Consider the following 16,934-nt stretch of genomic DNA (forward strand, 5'->3'; position numbering starts at 1 on the left):
ATTGAATGGTTAACTAATATGAATAACAAATTAAACCTTTTACCAATTGTTTTTGTTTTATTGATTACTGCCTGCTCTTCTGAATCTGAGCCTGAAACACAGGTTGCAGCTGAAGAGACAGAAGAGGCACTTATTACCCGAGCATTAGAGATACACGACAGGGTATTAACATTTGATTCTCATGCTGATACCCCTTTAAGAATGATCGAGCCTGGGTTTGATATGTCACAGCGACATGACCCTAAAGAAACAGGTTCAAAAGTCGATTATCCAAGAATGAAGGAAGGAGGGCTAGATGCCATTTTCTTCGCGGCATTTGTCGCTCAAGACATCCGTGATGATGAAGGTAATAGTCGCGCTAAAAAACTGGGTCTTCAAATGCTCGATGCCGTCATTGAGTCAACCGAGAAAAACTCAGATATTGTTGGCCTAGCACTTACCCCAGAAGATGCTTACAAGTTAGAAGATGAAGGTAAGCGAGCGATTTTCCTTGCTATAGAAAATGGCTACCCCATCGGCAATGACATTTCTAATATTGAGTTATATTACGATAAAGGCGTTCGTTACATCACTTTAGTACATTCAACTAATAACGATTTAGCAGACTCTGCAACCGATTCAAAAGGCCCTGAGCACCAAGGTATAAGTAAATTTGGTGAAAAGGTAGTAGCAGAGATGAATCGCCTTGGGATTATGGTTGATGTTTCTCATGGCAGCGAAGAAGTATTCTATGACGCTATTGCCGTGTCAAAAGCCCCTATTATTGCGAGCCATTCGAATGCGCGAGCAGTAACCGAGCACGACCGTAATATGTCAGACGCCATGCTAAAACTCATGGCCAAAAATGGGGGCGTAGTACAACTCACTATGCTTGCTGATTACCTTCGAAAAGCACCAGAAAACCCAGAGCGCACTGCAGCAATAAAAGAGTTCAGGGCAAATCTAAAACCCACCAGTGAAATGACTGACGAAGAACGCAAAGCTGCAAGAGCGGCCTACGCAGAGCTAGCAAAAAAGTTTCCTGCAGCGCCAGCAACCGTTCAACATGTAGTTGACCATATTGATCACATAGTCAAAGTGGCGGGTATTAATCACGTGGGGATAGGATGTGACTTTGATGGCGGCGGTGGTATCGAGGGAATTTTTGATGCCAGTGAAGTTATGAACATAACAATCGAGTTGGTGAAACGTGGATATACCGAAGAACAAATTGAAAAAATTTGGAGTGGTAATTTAATGCGTGTATTCCGAGAGGTACAGGACATCGCCACAGAAATACAAGCAGCCAGCGTATAATTTATAACACTATGTGGGTGAAATCTTTTTGTATTAGATGTGTTTTCCCGCTGATTTTGCTGTTAACACATCAACATTCAGCGGCCCATCCTCTTAGACTTTCTCTGAGCCAAATTGAGTATTCTTCAGAAAAGAAGTTGTTATCACTTAGCCTCAGGTTGTTTGTAATGGATGTGAACGAGGCAATAGTTTTTGACCCAGAAAGTACAGAGTTAAACCTAGGTCTACCTACTGAGTCAGAGAATGCAGAAGTCTTGTTGTTGCAATACCTCAATCAATATTTTTACATCAAAGTAAACGGACAAATTCAGCCTTTAAACATAGAAAGTAAAAAGCGACATGGAGAAGGGATCAACACTGCACTTGGCCTTGTTTTTGAGTTTAGAAATCTGCAAGCTTTAACATCACTTGAAGTAAAAAATACCGTCTTCACAGATCTATTTTTTGATCAAAGTAACATAGTCTACTTACACATAGATGGAGATTCAGACAGCTTTATGCTCAACAAAGACACACCTACTCATCACTTGGAGTTCTAAAATGGGATCATTTGACCTGTATATAAAATTAGGCTTCGAACATATTTCGGATTTCGCAGGGTTTGACCACATTTTATTTCTTGTCGCCCTGTGCGCTATTTATAGAATTGAACAATTTAAAAGCCTATTGATACTGGTTACCGCCTTTACTGTGGGGCACAGTATTACTTTAGGTTTATCTTCCATAGGTACTATTAACATACCTTCAGAGATAATCGAGTTTTTGATCCCAACGACTATTTTAATCACAGCTTTGCATAACGTGATGAGCCATTCTTCTGGTGATACAAGCTCAAGAATGACAAATAACTATATAGTGGCGTTATTTTTTGGCTTTATCCATGGTATGGGCTTTTCCAACTTCTTTAAAGCTTTACTCATGGGCGATAACGCTATCCTAATGCCTCTGTTAGGTTTTAATATTGGTTTAGAACTTGGCCAACTGATGATTGTGGCAGTAATAATTGGCCTTGCTTATGTGTTTTTGAATATTATTAAAGTCAAATATCGAGACTGGAATGTATTTATATCTGGAGCTGCAGCTGGCCTTGCCATATACCTAATGTTCGAAACCAAATTTTGGTAAGGCTGTTTCGATTAATCTAGAAAAAGTCATCACGACTGCAATATGAATAGTAGGGGGAGAATAAGCAATCGAATAGCATACTCACTTATCTAGCGAATGAAAAACGCAGAGACCCCTCGCCTATTATGCTAACCTCACCAAGCAAAGAAAAACAACCGTCACCCACACCATTGGAAAAGACATAATCATGCAAATTTTTTCTTACTCTACTTTGCTTGCTGTACTACTAATATTTACAAGCTTGTCGAACCACGTAAAAGCCGAAAAATCATGGCCAAACAACGATAAGGTGGCGATTAGTATTTCTTATGATGACGCCCTACCCAGCCAACTAGACAACGCCTTACCCGCATTAAATAAACACAATTTCAAAGCTTCGTTTTACGTTGTACCGCTATCTGAAACATTTAAAAACCGTCTGAGTGAATGGGCTCAACTTGCTAAAACTGGCCACGAGTTAGGAAACCATACCTTATTTCATGCATGTAAAAAGTCTAAACCCAACCGAAACTGGGTACCATCGCATAATAATTTAGACGATAGACGGGTACTTTCTATGGTCGATGAAATCACCGTAGCCAACACACTTTTAATGGCCGTTGACGGTCAATCTATACGCACATTGACCCCACCATGCGGTGATAAATCAGCTAAAGATGGAGATTATATAGAGGCAGTAAAGGATCAATTTATTGGAATTAAAGGCAGCGAAGATCCAAACTTTGCACGGCTCATTGCACCGAATAACATCAGCGCCCAACAAATCATTACGTACATAGAAAAGCAGCCAAAAAATATAAAGCTAATCAACGTGTTATTCCACGGTATAGGCGGCGATCACTTAGCCATCACCACAGCCGAGCACAGTAAGCTATTAGATTATTTACAAGCTAACAAAGATAAATATTGGGTAGATACCTATCGTAATATAATGTTGGCCATGCCCAAAAATTGATGAAACCCCGCCTAAAAACGTAAAGAATACCATTTAAAAAACATACAGTGACGCAGCGCGAAATTCCTATTAGTATGTGCATAACATAATCAAAAGTTAACTAGTTGGTCTAGTTGTCTTTTAAGGATATACATCCTATTACACTTGGCATGACCTAGAACACATATTGCTATTTACAATTTATTATAGAGCTAATTAATGGAAATAATCGTTCGAAGTAAGTCATTCTTTTCGCCATCAAATATTATGGTATTTGCCATTATGGTAGTGAGTTATATGGCCATGATCTATCTAAGCGCTGCTTTTTTCATGGTGGGAAATATAGCCATACTTTGGCTAGGAAATGGTATTGCAAGCGCATTATTTTTAGTCTGCTCCCCAAAGCGCTGGCCGCACTTAGCTCTGGGTATTACGCTCGCTTATTTTATGGGGGTATATACCCATTTTGGCAATTTTGAAATCGCTCAAACTGCATTTCTATTAGCCAATGTATTCAGTGTCACCTTAGCTGCCACCATTTTTAAACAGCTATGCAAAGAACCCATTACCTTCATTAATTTACGTCAAAATATTCTATTTCTAACCGTGCTATGCATGCTTAGCGCTTTGTTTAATGTCGTCATAGGCGTCACTGCACTGTGGGTTATTTCAGGTTTAGTGCCAGTTCTCAGCCACTCACTGATTTGGTTTGTAGGCAATACGGTAAGCATATTTGCGTCAACTCTTACAGCTTTCCATATTTTTAACTCTATCAAGCACAAAACATTCTCTGTGCATGTAAACAAACACAAAGTCATCGAACTTGTAGTGATGTGCGCAGCTACTGTGCTGATCCTCGTCGAAGTATTTGGTAGAGAGCACTACAACAAATTTACTGTAAGTTTAATTTTTTTACTGTTTCCCGTGGCTATGTGGGTGGCGTTGCGATTCAATCATTACATCACCTCGGTTTGGATAACCGTTGTTTTTTTAACTTGTGGCTTTTACAGCACAGCAAAGCTCGGTCCCTTCATTTTTATGTTTAATGACTTGAGTTATGCAATTTTTTACATGCAAATTTATATTTTTACCGCATGTAGTACGGCACTTATTATAGGAACAATGAACACAGAAAAAGAAAGTAAAAACCAAATGATTGCTCAGTTAAATAAGCAATTAGATAACCTCACTAAAATTGATCCTCTTACCCAAGTCGCCAACCGCCGTAAATACGACGACGCCATAAAAAATGCACTGGCAACATCTAATTCAGAAGGCACACCTTTAACGCTCATCGCAATTGATATTGATTATTTTAAGCTGTTCAATGACGAGTACGGCCATTTAATGGGTGATGAATGTTTGATATCTGTGGCAAATGCTATCAATCAAAATTTACTACGAACTCACGATATCGTAGCAAGAATGGGCGGAGAAGAATTCTTTTGTATCTTACCGGATACAGATGCCGTAGCGGCACTTGGTATTATGCAAAAAATACAAGCCTCAATCGCTGAACTTAATATTCCCCATCAAGCCTCACCCATTGAACCTTATCTAACCGTAAGTATGGGCGCTTGCACTAAAACACATAAAGATAATATTGATGCCATGCGTTTATATCAGCTTGCAGATACCGCCTTGTATGCAGCGAAAGAACAGGGCCGAAACACCTTTGTAAGTGCTGATTACACCGACCATTCTGCTTAGGTCGACAACATGTTCACCCTACTATCTTTAGTTGTCAAAGTACTGCTAATTGAGTTGCTACTTTCAGCTAAAGCACATCATGGCTAGGCGGCCAGTTTAATCCCGGCCAACCTTTTGAAGTCAGTGACACAAGGGTTCACTCTCATCTAATTTTTATAACTAGGATCTAACCTCTCTAGCTTTCTAAGCCAAGCCTGCCACACTATTTGGCGTTCATGCTCCACTTTTTTAAACTGAGAACTAACATACTGAGACAATTCGTTAGAGATGGTATTCATTTTTGACAGGCTCCCCATTTGAGCCGCCGCTAGTTGAATTTCACAAGCTCGATTTAGGTAATACATAATTTGAAAAGCATCAGCGACACTTTCACCTACCGTTAGCAAGCCATGACTGCGCAACACTAAACCTATGTTATCGCCCAGCGATTGTTGAATACGCTTACGCTCTTCTAAATTCCAAGCCACCCCTTCATAATCATGATAACCAAGGCGATCGTAAAACTCGGTACTAATTTGATTTAGCATCAACAGCCCATCATCGCAGGCAGCCGTAGCCATGCCTGCAGTGGTATGAGTATGCATAACACAATGAGCATCGTCGCGAGCCATATGCACAGCACTGTGAATAGTAAAGCCCGCTAGATTATAATCAGCATTGCCTTCTAATATTTTGCCCTCGGCATCAACCACCACTAAATCACTGGCACAAATTTCATCAAACATTAATCCAAATGGATTAATTAAAAAACGAGGAGTGCCAGCGCCAGGCAGTCGAACTGAAAAGTGGGTATATAAGGTATCTTCCCACCCCAGCATGGCTGCTAATCTATATGCGGCAGCTAAATCGCGGCGTAATTCGGTTTCAGTTTGTATACTTTTACTACTCATAGCTTCAATCTCAAATGGCCTCAATAAAAAATTGCAGCAATGATGTCGTGTAAAATGCATAAAAGAAAGCACTAAACACTATCAGATTCAAGATATCGATCCGTTTTAGGCTCTACCGACAGTTTCTTAGAGACCAAGAATCAAATAAGTCTCCTTAGATGCCCCGACTATATTCAGAGAAATAAGAATCACAGTATCCGCAAAGTCCAAAGTATAAGGGCATTTAGTCGGTAAGATTTCTAGGTACAAATCGCTTAATTAGTTAACCAGGTCTATTATTAAAACCAATAATTTTTCTATTGATAATACTGAAGCTCAAGCTGAAAAATTAAAAATACTTAATTATTTGAAATATTTTCGTCAATAGAACGGTTAATACCGATATAGAACTTCAATCACTAATGAGATGCCCATGAGAAATTTATTTAAATATTTAGCAGTTATCGTTATTACGTTTTTTACAATACCCGCTTTTGCATTAGACGACGCAGTAAACACTGGCCGCTTTAACAATATCGCCATTGATGGTTACGACACGGTTGCATATTTTACTGAAAGCAAACCGGTTAAAGGCAATAAAAACATCACAGCAGTCTGGCATGACGCAACATGGCAGTTTTCTAGTGAAGAGAATCTAGCCTTGTTTAATGAAAACCCAGAAAAATATGCTGCACAATATGGCGGTTGGTGTGCTTATGGCATGTCGAATGAAGCAACTGTGCGTATCGACCCTGAAGCATGGCATATAACAGACGGTAAGCTTTACTTAAACTACAGTAAAAGAATTCAGAAAAAATGGTTAGCAGACAAGATGTATAGAATTGAAGATGCTGACTTGTATTACCCTGAAGTGACTAATATAAATACGTTTTCTGACAAGTAATGGGCTAATAAACCAGTTAAATGAAGTGGATAGAGGCAAGCTTTTTCTATCCACTCAATAACAAAACCAACTGTAATTTATTACTCACCCATTACTCAATTCACGTTTTTGTACATCATTTAAAACGTTAGTACCATATCATTCTATCTAGCTCCTCCATGACTCGAAGCAGATACGCCACCATTAACAAACCCTAGCCTCTCGTAGAATTTAACTAAATAATCTTTGCAAGTAAGTACCATTCCTTCACGCTTACCTACTCGACTAACTTCAATAAAATGCTTAGTGAGCGCAGACGCATACCCTCGATTCTGATACTGAGGCTCAACCGCAAGCCCGAAAACCGTTTGGTAAGCACCATTTGGGCAATGTAAGCTAACATCAGAATATAAGGCATCAGGAAGCTCTGGCGCACTGTAAACACAGCCATTAATGTGGCCTACCACAATGCCTTCAACTTCAAGTACATAAAAACACTCAGGAAATACCGAAAAACGTTTTTTAAATGACTCCAAAGACGCGGCCTCTGACTCAGGAAAACAAACAGATTCAATGTCTGCCATTCTGTTAATATCTGCATGCGTCGCCTGGCGAATTGTGTACATCTTTCACTCCTAATAAAAATAATCACTCACCCACCGCAGAGCCAAAAGCCACAACGGAAGCGTTACTGAATAAACATCTCTTTACGCAGCGCAGATTGATTGCAAGCCAACAGCCCACCTTTTTAAAGGCCATAACGAAATTGAATCACCTTAACATGATTGCAATCAACTCAAATAGACTAACTTTGACAAAGTCGGTTAGCGCGTCGCGTTAATAAAATCGCGACAAATTTTCCATGACTCACCAGTAAGGGGATGGCTTTTTTATAAAACAACAAAGCATGAGCATTTTTGTCTCCTTAGTAATGACTCACGCTCAAATTAAAAATTAAGTAAGATTTTTACACTTAATCGGGTCTGGTAAGTGAATTCAATTAACGAAAGTGTGTGACCCATGTCGAAAATGTTATATTCCTGCCTGTTTATTTGTTTGCTTAGTTTTAATGCATTAGCCAAAAATGAAATACTTACCGATGGTTTCAACCACATAGGCTTAACAGTAAAAGACTTAGAAAGCTCTACAAACTTTTTTACAGATACATTAGGTTGGAACGAAGTAGGAGGTGACCCCTCTTATCCTGCAAAATTTGTGAGTGATGGAAAAATATTTTTAACCTTATGGCAAACCACCGCAGGTCAAAATACCATCGAGTTTAATCGTAAACATAACGTTGGCCTTCATCATTTAGCACTAACCGCTGTAAGCTTCGAAGCATTGGATGAGCTTTATGAGCGCTTTAAAGAAGTTGAAGGGGTAGTGATAGAGTTTGCACCTGAACTAGCATACGGAGGCCCAACAAAACACATGATGATACGTGAGCCAAGTGGCAATCGTTTAGAGTTTACGTTTAACCCCAAAAACTAACACACTGTTCAGCAAACAATTATTACCTTGTTCGAATAAAGACGTCAAAGTGTAAGCTGATGAATGAGAAACCACATTCTGTCGCTTGACTCGCTCAACAAGGATGTTGAAATTAGGTGCCAATCATTAGGGGTGTATGATTAACTAATTCAAAGCAATTTAATTCACCGCTTTGGCATCGTTTATGAAATCCCCCTTTCGCCTCTCACTGTTCAAAAAGGCTAACTTGTGGGTGCCCCTGCGACCACCACATGTCTCTTTTTGTTAAACTTTTTGAATAAACGCTGCTATTTAAGTTTATAATGACGGCCACCGAATTATCCCAGTTGATGAACCCAGCCGAGCAGAAAATGGCCCATAAAGTACGTTATAAGTTTAAAGGTGTGGCAAAAGAGATTAGTTTTTCTTACAGCCTCCATCAAAATATGCATGAAGCGGTGGCCGATGCTGAAGGAGTAGACCTTACCCACTTTTTGCAAACTGAGCAGCAAATTGCCTCAATCAGTAAAGGCAAAGCTACCGTAAGAAATTTTAGAGATGCCGAATTTGTAAAAATGGGGTTTACTGAATTATATTTCTTAAAAAATGGCCAAGAATGATGTTCGTTTTGGGTCATTCGCTTAATAACGTCGTGCTTAAGCAATGATTATATCGACATCAACAAATCGACGAGAAAGCCGATTGGCACAGGGCGTGCCTAATGCATATCTATTGCTAGTCGAAATCTGATCTCGAAATACATATTTTTGGTTCAAGACCGCTGACCTTTATATCTAATCTCTACTCTACCCATAAATTATAGTTAATGTGCGTGCCGCCCTATAGCTCTAAAAACAAAGCGTCGTAAAGAATTTCTATTTTCTAACCTAATACAGAGTTATTCCAATTTTGTTCTTGTTTTACACTATATATCAAGATTTTGTGATCTGAATCTGCATTTGGCACATAACCTAGATATGAACTTAAAATGTACCAAAGGATTGTTTTGGTTTAGGCATGACTTACGCTTAGAAGACAATCAGACCTTAAATCTATTATGTGCCAAAGTCGATAGGCTAATATGCGTGTATGCATTTGACTCATACTCGGATAGACAAGATTCCTTGTTAGAAGGCGAGGTAAGCGCTCATCGAAAAAACTTTGAGTGGCAAAGCGTCGCTTTGCTAGATAAAGCATTGCGTAGTAGAGGCCAGCACTTACATATAATTAAAACAGACAGTGTCACGAATATCACTAAGCTAGTTGTTCAGCATAATGTGACGCATATTGGAGTCGCAAGTCATGCTGGTGTCTACGAACAACAAGACTGCGCGGCATTGAGAAAGGCACTGCCTCAGGTAAGCTTTATTTCAGAAAATGGACATAGCTTATTTGATATTCAACAATTACCTTTTTCTCTTGCCGATTTATCTCCCAGTTTTACTCCGTTTCGCAAGCAGGTTGAAAACCTAACTATATCTGCCCCTACGAGTGCTTGTGCTGACTTACCAGAAAGTGTGTTGTCTACTCCTGCTGAGCCTAAGTTGACAACCACTGTTAGCACGGTACAAGGAGGTGAATTTGCGGGGGTAGAACAACTGCAACGTTATTTGTTTGAGAGCGACGCTATCAAACACTACAAACAAACCCGAAATGAGTTAGATGATTGGTATAACTCGAGTAAATTATCGTTCTGGCTAGCTAACGGCTGCATATCGGCCAAAACGGTGTACAGGGAAATTAAACAATACGAGCTTTTAAGAGGGGCAAATGAGTCAACCTATTGGTTATATTTCGAGTTACTGTGGCGTGAATATTTTCATTGGAATTTAACCTTGCATCAATCCAGGCTGTTTACTTTTGACGGCGTGAAACAAGTAAAACCCGAAACCACTTTTGAACAACCAAAGTTTACCCACTGGTGCGAAGGCACAACAGGTTACCCTATTGTTGATGCATGTATGCGTCAGCTTAATCAGACTGGGTATATGTCGAACCGAGGACGGCAACTTGTCGCCAGTTGTTTGATACATGAGTTGGCGTTGGACTGGCGTTATGGGGCAGCCTATTTTGAACAACAGCTCATTGACTATGATGTGGCCAGTAATTGGGGGAATTGGCAATACTTGGCTGGGGTGGGCGCAGATCCTAAAAAAGATCGTCGCTTTAATTTGCAAAAACAAACCGAACTTTATGATCCCAATGGCACCTTCAGGAAAAAATGGTTATAGATGTAAAGTGAAGACATCCATAATAACTAATTTCAAAGCATCTCCTTGAGTTGGCGAAGCCATGCTTTTGATTTGCCCAAGACTCAAAGCTCACCCAGCAACGCAGACAAAATAAGAGCGCACTTTAGTGCGACCCGCAAGGTGACATATAAGGTTGTATTTCGTAAAATAAGTATACCGAGCAGCACACCTCTGGTCCCAAAACCCTTTTATTCGTCGCTCAAAATCTTAAAGTTAGCTCACATTTTTTACTCACTAAATTAGATGCAGTATAGTGAAGGTCCATTTTTAGGTAGTAAATGAATGTCGATTAACCTGCGTAAAACAAGCCGCAATTTTCACTTGTGGCTTTCATTAGCCATCTTTATTCCTGTCGTTGTTGTGATTGGCAGTGGCCTTTTGCTGCAGGTGAAAAAAGAGTTTGATTGGCTACAACCTCCTACCCAAAAAGCGGCCGGTCGCGCGCCTTCTATTAGCTTCGATAGCATTATTGAAGCGGTGCAACACGTTCCCGAAGCTGAACTGAATAGTTGGGATGATATCGACCGTTTAGATGTTCGCCCCAATAAAGGCATTATAAAAGTTCGCGGAAAAAATCACTGGGAAGTACAGCTGAATGCAAGCAACGGCGAAGTGCTGCAAGTTGCTTACCGGCGTACCGATACCATTGAAGCTATTCACGATGGCAGCTGGTTTTTTGAAGGGGCAAAACTATGGCTGTTTTTGCCCGCTGCCATTTTGCTTTTCATTTTATGGCTAACAGGCTTAGTAATGTTATTTACTACCTTAAATAGCAAATATCGAAAACGTTATTATCGTTCACAGCAAAAAGGTTAATGCTAGCTGTACGCTTTCACCTTGGGCAAACGCTGCTTTATCATCGGCGCTCACATAATATTGTTGATTGGTAAGATTACGCCAACTTGCTTGCACTGAAGTACGTGGGTTGAATTGCCATGCCGCGCCAATATCTAAGGTAGTTACATTATCGAGTGCTCTTTCGCCATCTGCAATATCTCGCTTGCTGGCACGATAAACAAGCGTTGAAAATAGCCGTAACTCACTCACCTCATACCCTAGTGTTAATCGCTGACTATTAGGTGAAATATCAGCAATGGCACTGCCATGATTATCTTCGCCATCAATCCATGCGCCATTTAATTGCGCAAACCAATAGCCCTTTTCTGGTACGGTGTTTTGCGATTTAATTGCAGCTTGTGATTGCTGCCAATCTAGCTGATAGCTAATTCCGGAAATCGTCGCACTGTCTAAATTACTATAAATTTCCACATCTTCAGATACCCTAGTACGTTCAATGTAGTGATTTATTTTCTGATGAAATACTTCCACAGAGCCCTTTAAACCACTGCTCTTGTACGATAAAGAAGCCTGTAAATTTGTGGCCTGCTCTGTGTCTAGATGGACATCACCTAGCACTGTGCCCCTAGGGGTTTCTCCTGAAAAATAACGTTCGGTTAATGACGGGTTCCGAAAGGCGCTAGACAAATAAACACTTGCCGCCCATTGTGGCGAAAGCGTATGGCTCGCCCCAATAAAGCCACTTACGTTAGTACTAGTGACATCATCAGCATTGTTAGACTGTTGCTGCCAATCAAGCCTGCCTCCAAACGCTAACGAAGTAGCGCCAAAGGTACACGATGCATCGGCAATACCTGCAACTGTGGTTTCACTGGCATCCAAAGTACGAAGCTCGTATGCCAATTCAGGTATAAAGGAGCTCTCGGTCAAGTCTGAAGACTCACCTACAGGAGACTCGTCTATAAGCAATTCAGTAGCAGAGGAAACTAAGGTTAACTCTCTTTCATCAATAATAACCCCTGCCCGTCCCATCAATTGAACTTGCCAATTGACTTGCCAGTTATTAATACGTGCATCACTGCCCACATTAAACCCGAAATCTAATGCCTCGCTTTCACTTTCATTTATCCGGTCTTCGGGCCTTAAGATATGAGTGTCCAATGTGGACTGATGCCACCAAAGATTGCTAATCAGTTCTGTGCTAGATGGGTCATTGCTAAATATATTAGAAAATGCAAACGACATTTTGCCTAGCCAATGAGTATTTTCTGGGTAGGTAGTCACTCTATCTTCTGGAAAATCACTGCTAGATTTACCAATATCACTGTTGTCTGAATATAAAGTCCATGCTTCTTTCAGCACCCCATTTTCTGGTCGATGCCTGATAAACAACGCGGTTTGTTCGAACTTATCAAACAGGGTATTACCTTGTGCGTCAGAGCCATTATTGCCTTTACGGTACGAAAGGTTCCAATCGGTATTCCCTGCGTAATCGGCATAACTATAATCTTGGGCCTCTTGGTTACTACTCCAGCCTACTTGAAGGTTTGCTTGTGTATTGTATGAAAGTAACAAATCTACCGCGCCCCCCATAGCGCCCGACCCTAAGTAGGTAGACGCAGCACCTGGAGTTACGGCAACACCTTGAATAAACGAGGGAGGCACAAACCCAACACTGGCCCCTGCTCGGCGGTCGCTAACAATAGGTACGCCATCAAGAAGCGATTGAATTCGCCAGCGAGAAAAGCCACGAATATTGATGTTTTGAATTTGCCCACCTTGCCCATTTAAGTTAACAGAGGGCGCTTGCAGCAAAATATCATTGATATGGGGGCTACCCACAAGGTTTGACTTATCGTAGCTAAGTTGAGGAAAAATACTGTTTAAGGTTTGATTGTAATACGGGCGCTGTGCGGTGACAGTGTAGCGCTCTAGCTCATCAGCACTTTTAGTGTCAGTGCTCATATCATCGGCCCCGGCACAAAAAACGGGGGCAGTTAAAAATAAAACGGTTGAAAATAACTTAAATTTTGCTGATTCAACACTCGATAACTTAGCACGGGGTATAACACAACAAGGATACAACTGGGTTTTCATTAAGTATTGCTACGGTAATAAAATTAAAAAGGAAGGGTTAAAAAAAATACGGCAGCTTAACGCTGCCGCACCTATCTTCGCTAGCGCAGGTTAGTTTGCAATAACAGGAATGCCAGCAGTCCAAGGACCACCTTCACTCACAACCGCTTGCTGTAACGCTGGCACAGTCGTTTCATGCAGAGTTTTAATCCGTGCACTTACTTGGTTTAATTCATCTTCAGCATAACCAAGTTGGTCTTTATGTTGTTGAGTAGGCCCATAAGATGAGTTTAATGCTGAACTTGCATAGCGTAAACGGCTCAAAATATTAGCCGGCTTAATACCTTTACGATCTCGCGATTCTAACCCACTAAACGCCTTATTAATGTCGTTTAATTCACTTTGAATACCCGCAAAATCAGCTTCAAGCTGGCTGACATCGCTAGGGGTACGGTCAATAGCAATACGCAACAATGCCAAGGTTTCTTTCATTTTCTCAAGTACGGTGGTTGAAGACATGGCACGTTTTTGGACTTGTGTTACCGCGTTTCCATAGGCTGTAATGTCATCCGCAGATGCCCCTTTCAGTGCGCCTTCGTAGATAGACTCCAATGTAAAATCAACAGGCTCAGCTAATTGAGTAATCGTCGCACCTTCACGCTTAAATAAAGTAGCGCTGTACGTACCAGGCAATGCCATTAAGCCATTACTCCTGCGGCCTTTTTTAGCAGTTGACGTGGTATTCGCATACTTCATATCCCACGTAATGCGGTGTAGTCCTTTTTTAGTGCCACCCGCTACACGATTTATGACATCGCCAGTATTATCACGAATTTCGATGTAAACTGCAGGCTTTGGCTCTTGGTTTTCAGCTTCTATCGCCTCCCAACTTGGGTACTTAGGATATTTTCTATCTTCAACTAGCTTTTTCTCAGCTTTTTGACGTGTTTCCTTCGCGGTTAACAAACTGTCTTTCAAGAAATAAGTTAACGTAGCCCCATGCGCAGGGTTCTCAGCCACAAAGCGATCGTCACCGTCTGAGTCAGAATGATTAGTATCTAACTTAAACCATTTCACAGGGCGGCTAGGTGCGAACAACAAAGCGTCTTGCTGCATCGATTTTTCAGTTAACTCACGAAGCGGTGCGTAGTCATCTAAGATATAGATACCACGACCAAACGTACCGGCCACTAAGTCGTTTTCTCTGCGCTGAATTTTCACATCGCGAGTTGAAATAGTTGGAATACCGCCTTCAAGCTCAAGCCATTTTTTACCGCCGTTAACCGTAAAGAAAATGCCAAACTCGGTACCAATGAACATCAAGTCTTTTTTCACATGATCTTGAACAATACGCCAAACCAGATGTTTTTCAGGAAGGTCAGCAGCAAGTGATGTCCACTTTTTACCTAGGTTAGTCGACTTAATTAAGTACGGTTTATAGTCACCATATTTATGGTTATCCAAAGCCACATACACGGTATTCGGATCGTACAAATCAGCACGAATATCATTTACATAAGCGGTATCAGGAATACCTCTAATATCGTCTAATTCAATCTTTTTCCAAGACTTACCGCCATTGGTGGTTACTTGAATAATGCCATCGTCGGTACCTGCCCACAGAATGTTTTCATCCACAGGGCTTTCAGAGAAGTTAGCAATGGTGTGGAACTCTGTCATAGCATACAAATCCCAACCAGCTTCAACTGACCACGTTCTGCCCATCATAGGCATATGCATGCGGTTTCCGTCTTGGGTAAGGTCGCCAGAAACAGCTGTCCAGCTATCGCCGCGATTATCTGAACGCCATACTCGCTGCGAAGCAAAGTAAATACGAGCAGGGTCGTGGCTAGACACATTAATGGGTGCATCCCAGTTATAGCGCTCAGCTGGGTCGCCCGGCAATGGTTGCGGCTTAACATACACACCCTCTTTGGTGGTCATATCTACGCGGGTAAGGTTACCCTGTTGCCACTGAGAATACATGATATCTGGATTGCCCGGCTCAATTGCTGGCTGATGCCCATCGCCGCCCAGTGTTAAAAACCAATCTTTGTTCTTAATGCCTTCTTTGCGTTTAGTACGTGATGGCCCACCTTGGGTAGAGTTATCTTGTGCACCAGCATAAATCGTGTAGAAAGGTTTTGAATCATCCGGCGCAACTTTATAAAACTGAGTTAATGGCAAGTTAGCCATAAAACGCCAGTTCGCCATTCTGTCATGAGACATGTAAATACCGCCGTCTGAACCCATCAAAACAAAATCAGGATCAGTAGGATGGAATGCCATAGCATGGTCATCTACGTGCTTGCGTTTAGTGTTAATTGGCGTCCAGGTTTTGCCACCATCATCAGATACTTTACTGTAGTTACTAGCAATATAAACACGATCGAATTTATGTTGGTCAGCAAATATTTCTTGGTAATAATGAGGGCCCGTGCCTGCACCTATTTCATCAGATACCTTGGTCCAACTTGCGCCTTGGTCGGCTGAACGATAAAAGCCACCTTTGCGGTTATCTGTTTCGATAGTGGCATACAGCACATCTGGGTTCATAGGCGATATCGCCATACCTATTTTACCCATGTTGCCTTTTGGCAAGCCGGTTTTAAGTTCGGTCCACGTTTCGCCGCCATCGTCAGAGGTATGAATGCCAGCTCCTTCGTTAGTCCCTACATATACAGCAATAGTACGCTGGCGAGCCCATGTGGCAGCGTAAAGTTTATCAGGGTTGCGCGGGTCAATAAGTAAAGAGGTTACGCCCGTCCATTTGTCGGCAGGTGTAAGTACTTGCTTCCACGTATCGCCACCATCGGTAGTTTTATACAAACCGCGTTCGCCGCCCCCAGTCCACAACGGACCTTGAGCTGACACCCACACAATATCCGGGTTGCTTGGGTGAATAATAATGTCAGAAATGTGCTCCGATTTCTCTAGCCCCATATTCTCCCATGTTTGACCGCCATCGACAGACTTGTAAACACCGTCACCAAAGCTAATATGGCGACCGCCGTTGTTCTCGCCTGTCCCCACCCAAATTATGTTCGAGTTACTCGGTGCAATGGTCACGTCGCCAATAGAATATACATCTTCTTTATCGAAAATGGGCGTCCAGGTATTACCTGCGTTAGTGGTTTTCCATACGCCACCAGAGCCTACTGCGGTGAACCATGTTGAAGGATTATTTTGATCAATAGCAATATCGGCAATTCGGCCCGACATATAAGCAGGGCCAATATTTCTAAGTTCCATCGCTTTGAATGTTGAACTGCTAAAAATAGGTTTGTCGTCGTCAGATTTTTCTGCAAAAACAGTCGAGCATGAGAGTGCAAGAGATACAGCAACTGCAGCTTTAAGAAGCTTTTTCATTATAATTATCCACGGATTAATTGTTATATTATCACATCGAGTGAATGTGACCCATTAGAACTACTAATAAACCGATAAAGATTCAATCAACACGCGACCAAATACCGAATATAGAAGTTAAACAAAGGCAATTATTTTTTGTGGCTGACTCA

Annotated in this window: 14 protein-coding genes; 10 read left to right on the forward strand and 4 right to left on the reverse strand. The window is 41.3% G+C overall.

What is annotated here, in order from left to right; all coding sequences use genetic code 11:
* Nucleotides 1-18 precede the first annotated feature (18 nt).
* From ABJE44_RS17285 to ABJE44_RS17305, 5 genes are all read left to right on the forward strand, one after another.
* Nucleotides 19-1,296: a dipeptidase gene (locus ABJE44_RS17285; RefSeq protein ID WP_348112820.1), complete on the forward strand. Its 1,278-nt coding sequence runs from the start codon at nucleotides 19-21 to the stop codon at nucleotides 1,294-1,296.
* Nucleotides 1,297-1,307: 11 nt separating this feature from the next.
* Nucleotides 1,308-1,835, forward strand: a complete 528-nt coding sequence (locus tag ABJE44_RS17290) for a DUF6702 family protein (protein WP_348112821.1) — start codon at nucleotides 1,308-1,310, stop codon at nucleotides 1,833-1,835.
* A 1-nt stretch (nucleotide 1,836) separates the two neighbouring features.
* Nucleotides 1,837-2,421 (forward strand): HupE/UreJ family protein, encoded by a 585-nt coding sequence (locus ABJE44_RS17295; protein ID WP_348112822.1) that lies wholly within the window; start codon nucleotides 1,837-1,839, stop codon nucleotides 2,419-2,421.
* Nucleotides 2,422-2,608: 187 nt separating this feature from the next.
* Nucleotides 2,609-3,376 carry a polysaccharide deacetylase family protein gene (locus ABJE44_RS17300; protein ID WP_348112823.1) on the forward strand — a complete coding sequence of 256 codons (768 nt, stop codon included), beginning with the start codon at nucleotides 2,609-2,611 and terminating at the stop codon, nucleotides 3,374-3,376.
* 198 nt (nucleotides 3,377-3,574) lie between these two features.
* Complete coding sequence (locus ABJE44_RS17305) at nucleotides 3,575-5,065, forward strand: diguanylate cyclase (protein ID WP_348112824.1); 1,491 nt, start codon at nucleotides 3,575-3,577, stop codon at nucleotides 5,063-5,065.
* A 146-nt stretch (nucleotides 5,066-5,211) separates the two neighbouring features.
* Here the strand turns inward: ABJE44_RS17305 and ABJE44_RS17310 are convergent, their stop codons facing one another.
* A complete protein-coding gene (locus tag ABJE44_RS17310) occupies nucleotides 5,212-5,955 on the reverse strand; it encodes a class II aldolase/adducin family protein (protein ID WP_348112825.1) in 744 nt (247 codons plus the stop codon).
* 412 nt (nucleotides 5,956-6,367) lie between these two features.
* On the opposite strand from ABJE44_RS17310, the gene ABJE44_RS17315 reads away from it, so the two are divergent.
* Nucleotides 6,368-6,838, forward strand: a complete 471-nt coding sequence (locus ABJE44_RS17315) for a YHS domain-containing (seleno)protein (RefSeq protein ID WP_348112826.1) — start codon at nucleotides 6,368-6,370, stop codon at nucleotides 6,836-6,838.
* A gap of 143 nt (nucleotides 6,839-6,981) precedes the next feature.
* Here ABJE44_RS17315 and ABJE44_RS17320 read toward each other — a convergent pair whose 3' ends face one another.
* Nucleotides 6,982-7,443, reverse strand: coding sequence for an N-acetyltransferase (locus ABJE44_RS17320; protein ID WP_348112827.1), 462 nt, complete (start codon nucleotides 7,441-7,443; stop codon nucleotides 6,982-6,984).
* Nucleotides 7,444-7,837: 394 nt separating this feature from the next.
* On the opposite strand from ABJE44_RS17320, the gene ABJE44_RS17325 reads away from it, so the two are divergent.
* The 4 genes from ABJE44_RS17325 to ABJE44_RS17340 all read left to right on the forward strand — a co-directional run bounded on the left by ABJE44_RS17325 (nucleotide 7,838) and on the right by ABJE44_RS17340 (nucleotide 11,355).
* Nucleotides 7,838-8,308 (forward strand): VOC family protein, encoded by a 471-nt coding sequence (locus ABJE44_RS17325; protein ID WP_348112828.1) that lies wholly within the window; start codon nucleotides 7,838-7,840, stop codon nucleotides 8,306-8,308.
* A gap of 350 nt (nucleotides 8,309-8,658) precedes the next feature.
* Entirely contained in the window at nucleotides 8,659-8,907 is a 249-nt protein-coding gene (locus ABJE44_RS17330) for a DUF2960 family protein (RefSeq protein WP_348112888.1), read from the forward strand.
* A 357-nt stretch (nucleotides 8,908-9,264) separates the two neighbouring features.
* Nucleotides 9,265-10,518, forward strand: coding sequence for a DASH family cryptochrome (locus tag ABJE44_RS17335; RefSeq protein WP_348112829.1), 1,254 nt, complete (start codon nucleotides 9,265-9,267; stop codon nucleotides 10,516-10,518).
* 303 nt (nucleotides 10,519-10,821) lie between these two features.
* Nucleotides 10,822-11,355 carry a PepSY-associated TM helix domain-containing protein gene (locus ABJE44_RS17340; RefSeq protein ID WP_348112830.1) on the forward strand — a complete coding sequence of 178 codons (534 nt, stop codon included), beginning with the start codon at nucleotides 10,822-10,824 and terminating at the stop codon, nucleotides 11,353-11,355.
* On the opposite strand, the gene ABJE44_RS17345 is transcribed toward ABJE44_RS17340, so the two are convergent.
* Nucleotides 11,338-13,434, reverse strand: a complete 2,097-nt coding sequence (locus ABJE44_RS17345; protein ID WP_348112831.1) for a TonB-dependent receptor — start codon at nucleotides 13,432-13,434, stop codon at nucleotides 11,338-11,340. The two genes, ABJE44_RS17340 and ABJE44_RS17345, sit on opposite strands and share 18 nt — an antisense overlap.
* Nucleotides 13,435-13,524: 90 nt before the next feature.
* Nucleotides 13,525-16,782: a glycosyl hydrolase gene (locus ABJE44_RS17350; RefSeq protein ID WP_348112832.1), complete on the reverse strand. Its 3,258-nt coding sequence runs from the start codon at nucleotides 16,780-16,782 to the stop codon at nucleotides 13,525-13,527.
* Nucleotides 16,783-16,934: the final 152 nt, after the last annotated feature.

Origin of the sequence: Paraglaciecola sp., from assembly GCF_039942875.1 — a bacterium.
Taxonomy (GTDB): Bacteria; Pseudomonadota; Gammaproteobacteria; order Enterobacterales; family Alteromonadaceae; genus Paraglaciecola.

Excerpts from the sequence above, each read along its gene's own strand:
- ABJE44_RS17310 (WP_348112825.1), bottom strand. The coding sequence starts at position 5,955 with ATGAGTAGTAAAAGTATACAAACTGAAACCGAATTACGCCGCGATTTA.
- ABJE44_RS17340 (WP_348112830.1), top strand. The coding sequence starts at position 10,822 with ATGTCGATTAACCTGCGTAAAACAAGCCGCAATTTTCACTTGTGGCTT.
- ABJE44_RS17285 (WP_348112820.1), top strand. The coding sequence starts at position 19 with ATGAATAACAAATTAAACCTTTTACCAATTGTTTTTGTTTTATTGATT.
- ABJE44_RS17345 (WP_348112831.1), bottom strand. The coding sequence starts at position 13,434 with ATGAAAACCCAGTTGTATCCTTGTTGTGTTATACCCCGTGCTAAGTTA.
- ABJE44_RS17330 (WP_348112888.1), top strand. The coding sequence starts at position 8,659 with ATGGCCCATAAAGTACGTTATAAGTTTAAAGGTGTGGCAAAAGAGATT.
- ABJE44_RS17305 (WP_348112824.1), top strand. The coding sequence starts at position 3,575 with ATGGAAATAATCGTTCGAAGTAAGTCATTCTTTTCGCCATCAAATATT.
- ABJE44_RS17295 (WP_348112822.1), top strand. The coding sequence starts at position 1,837 with ATGGGATCATTTGACCTGTATATAAAATTAGGCTTCGAACATATTTCG.
- ABJE44_RS17350 (WP_348112832.1), bottom strand. The coding sequence starts at position 16,782 with ATGAAAAAGCTTCTTAAAGCTGCAGTTGCTGTATCTCTTGCACTCTCA.
- ABJE44_RS17300 (WP_348112823.1), top strand. The coding sequence starts at position 2,609 with ATGCAAATTTTTTCTTACTCTACTTTGCTTGCTGTACTACTAATATTT.
- ABJE44_RS17290 (WP_348112821.1), top strand. The coding sequence starts at position 1,308 with ATGTGGGTGAAATCTTTTTGTATTAGATGTGTTTTCCCGCTGATTTTG.
- ABJE44_RS17315 (WP_348112826.1), top strand. The coding sequence starts at position 6,368 with ATGAGAAATTTATTTAAATATTTAGCAGTTATCGTTATTACGTTTTTT.
- ABJE44_RS17320 (WP_348112827.1), bottom strand. The coding sequence starts at position 7,443 with ATGTACACAATTCGCCAGGCGACGCATGCAGATATTAACAGAATGGCA.
- ABJE44_RS17325 (WP_348112828.1), top strand. The coding sequence starts at position 7,838 with ATGTCGAAAATGTTATATTCCTGCCTGTTTATTTGTTTGCTTAGTTTT.
- ABJE44_RS17335 (WP_348112829.1), top strand. The coding sequence starts at position 9,265 with ATGAACTTAAAATGTACCAAAGGATTGTTTTGGTTTAGGCATGACTTA.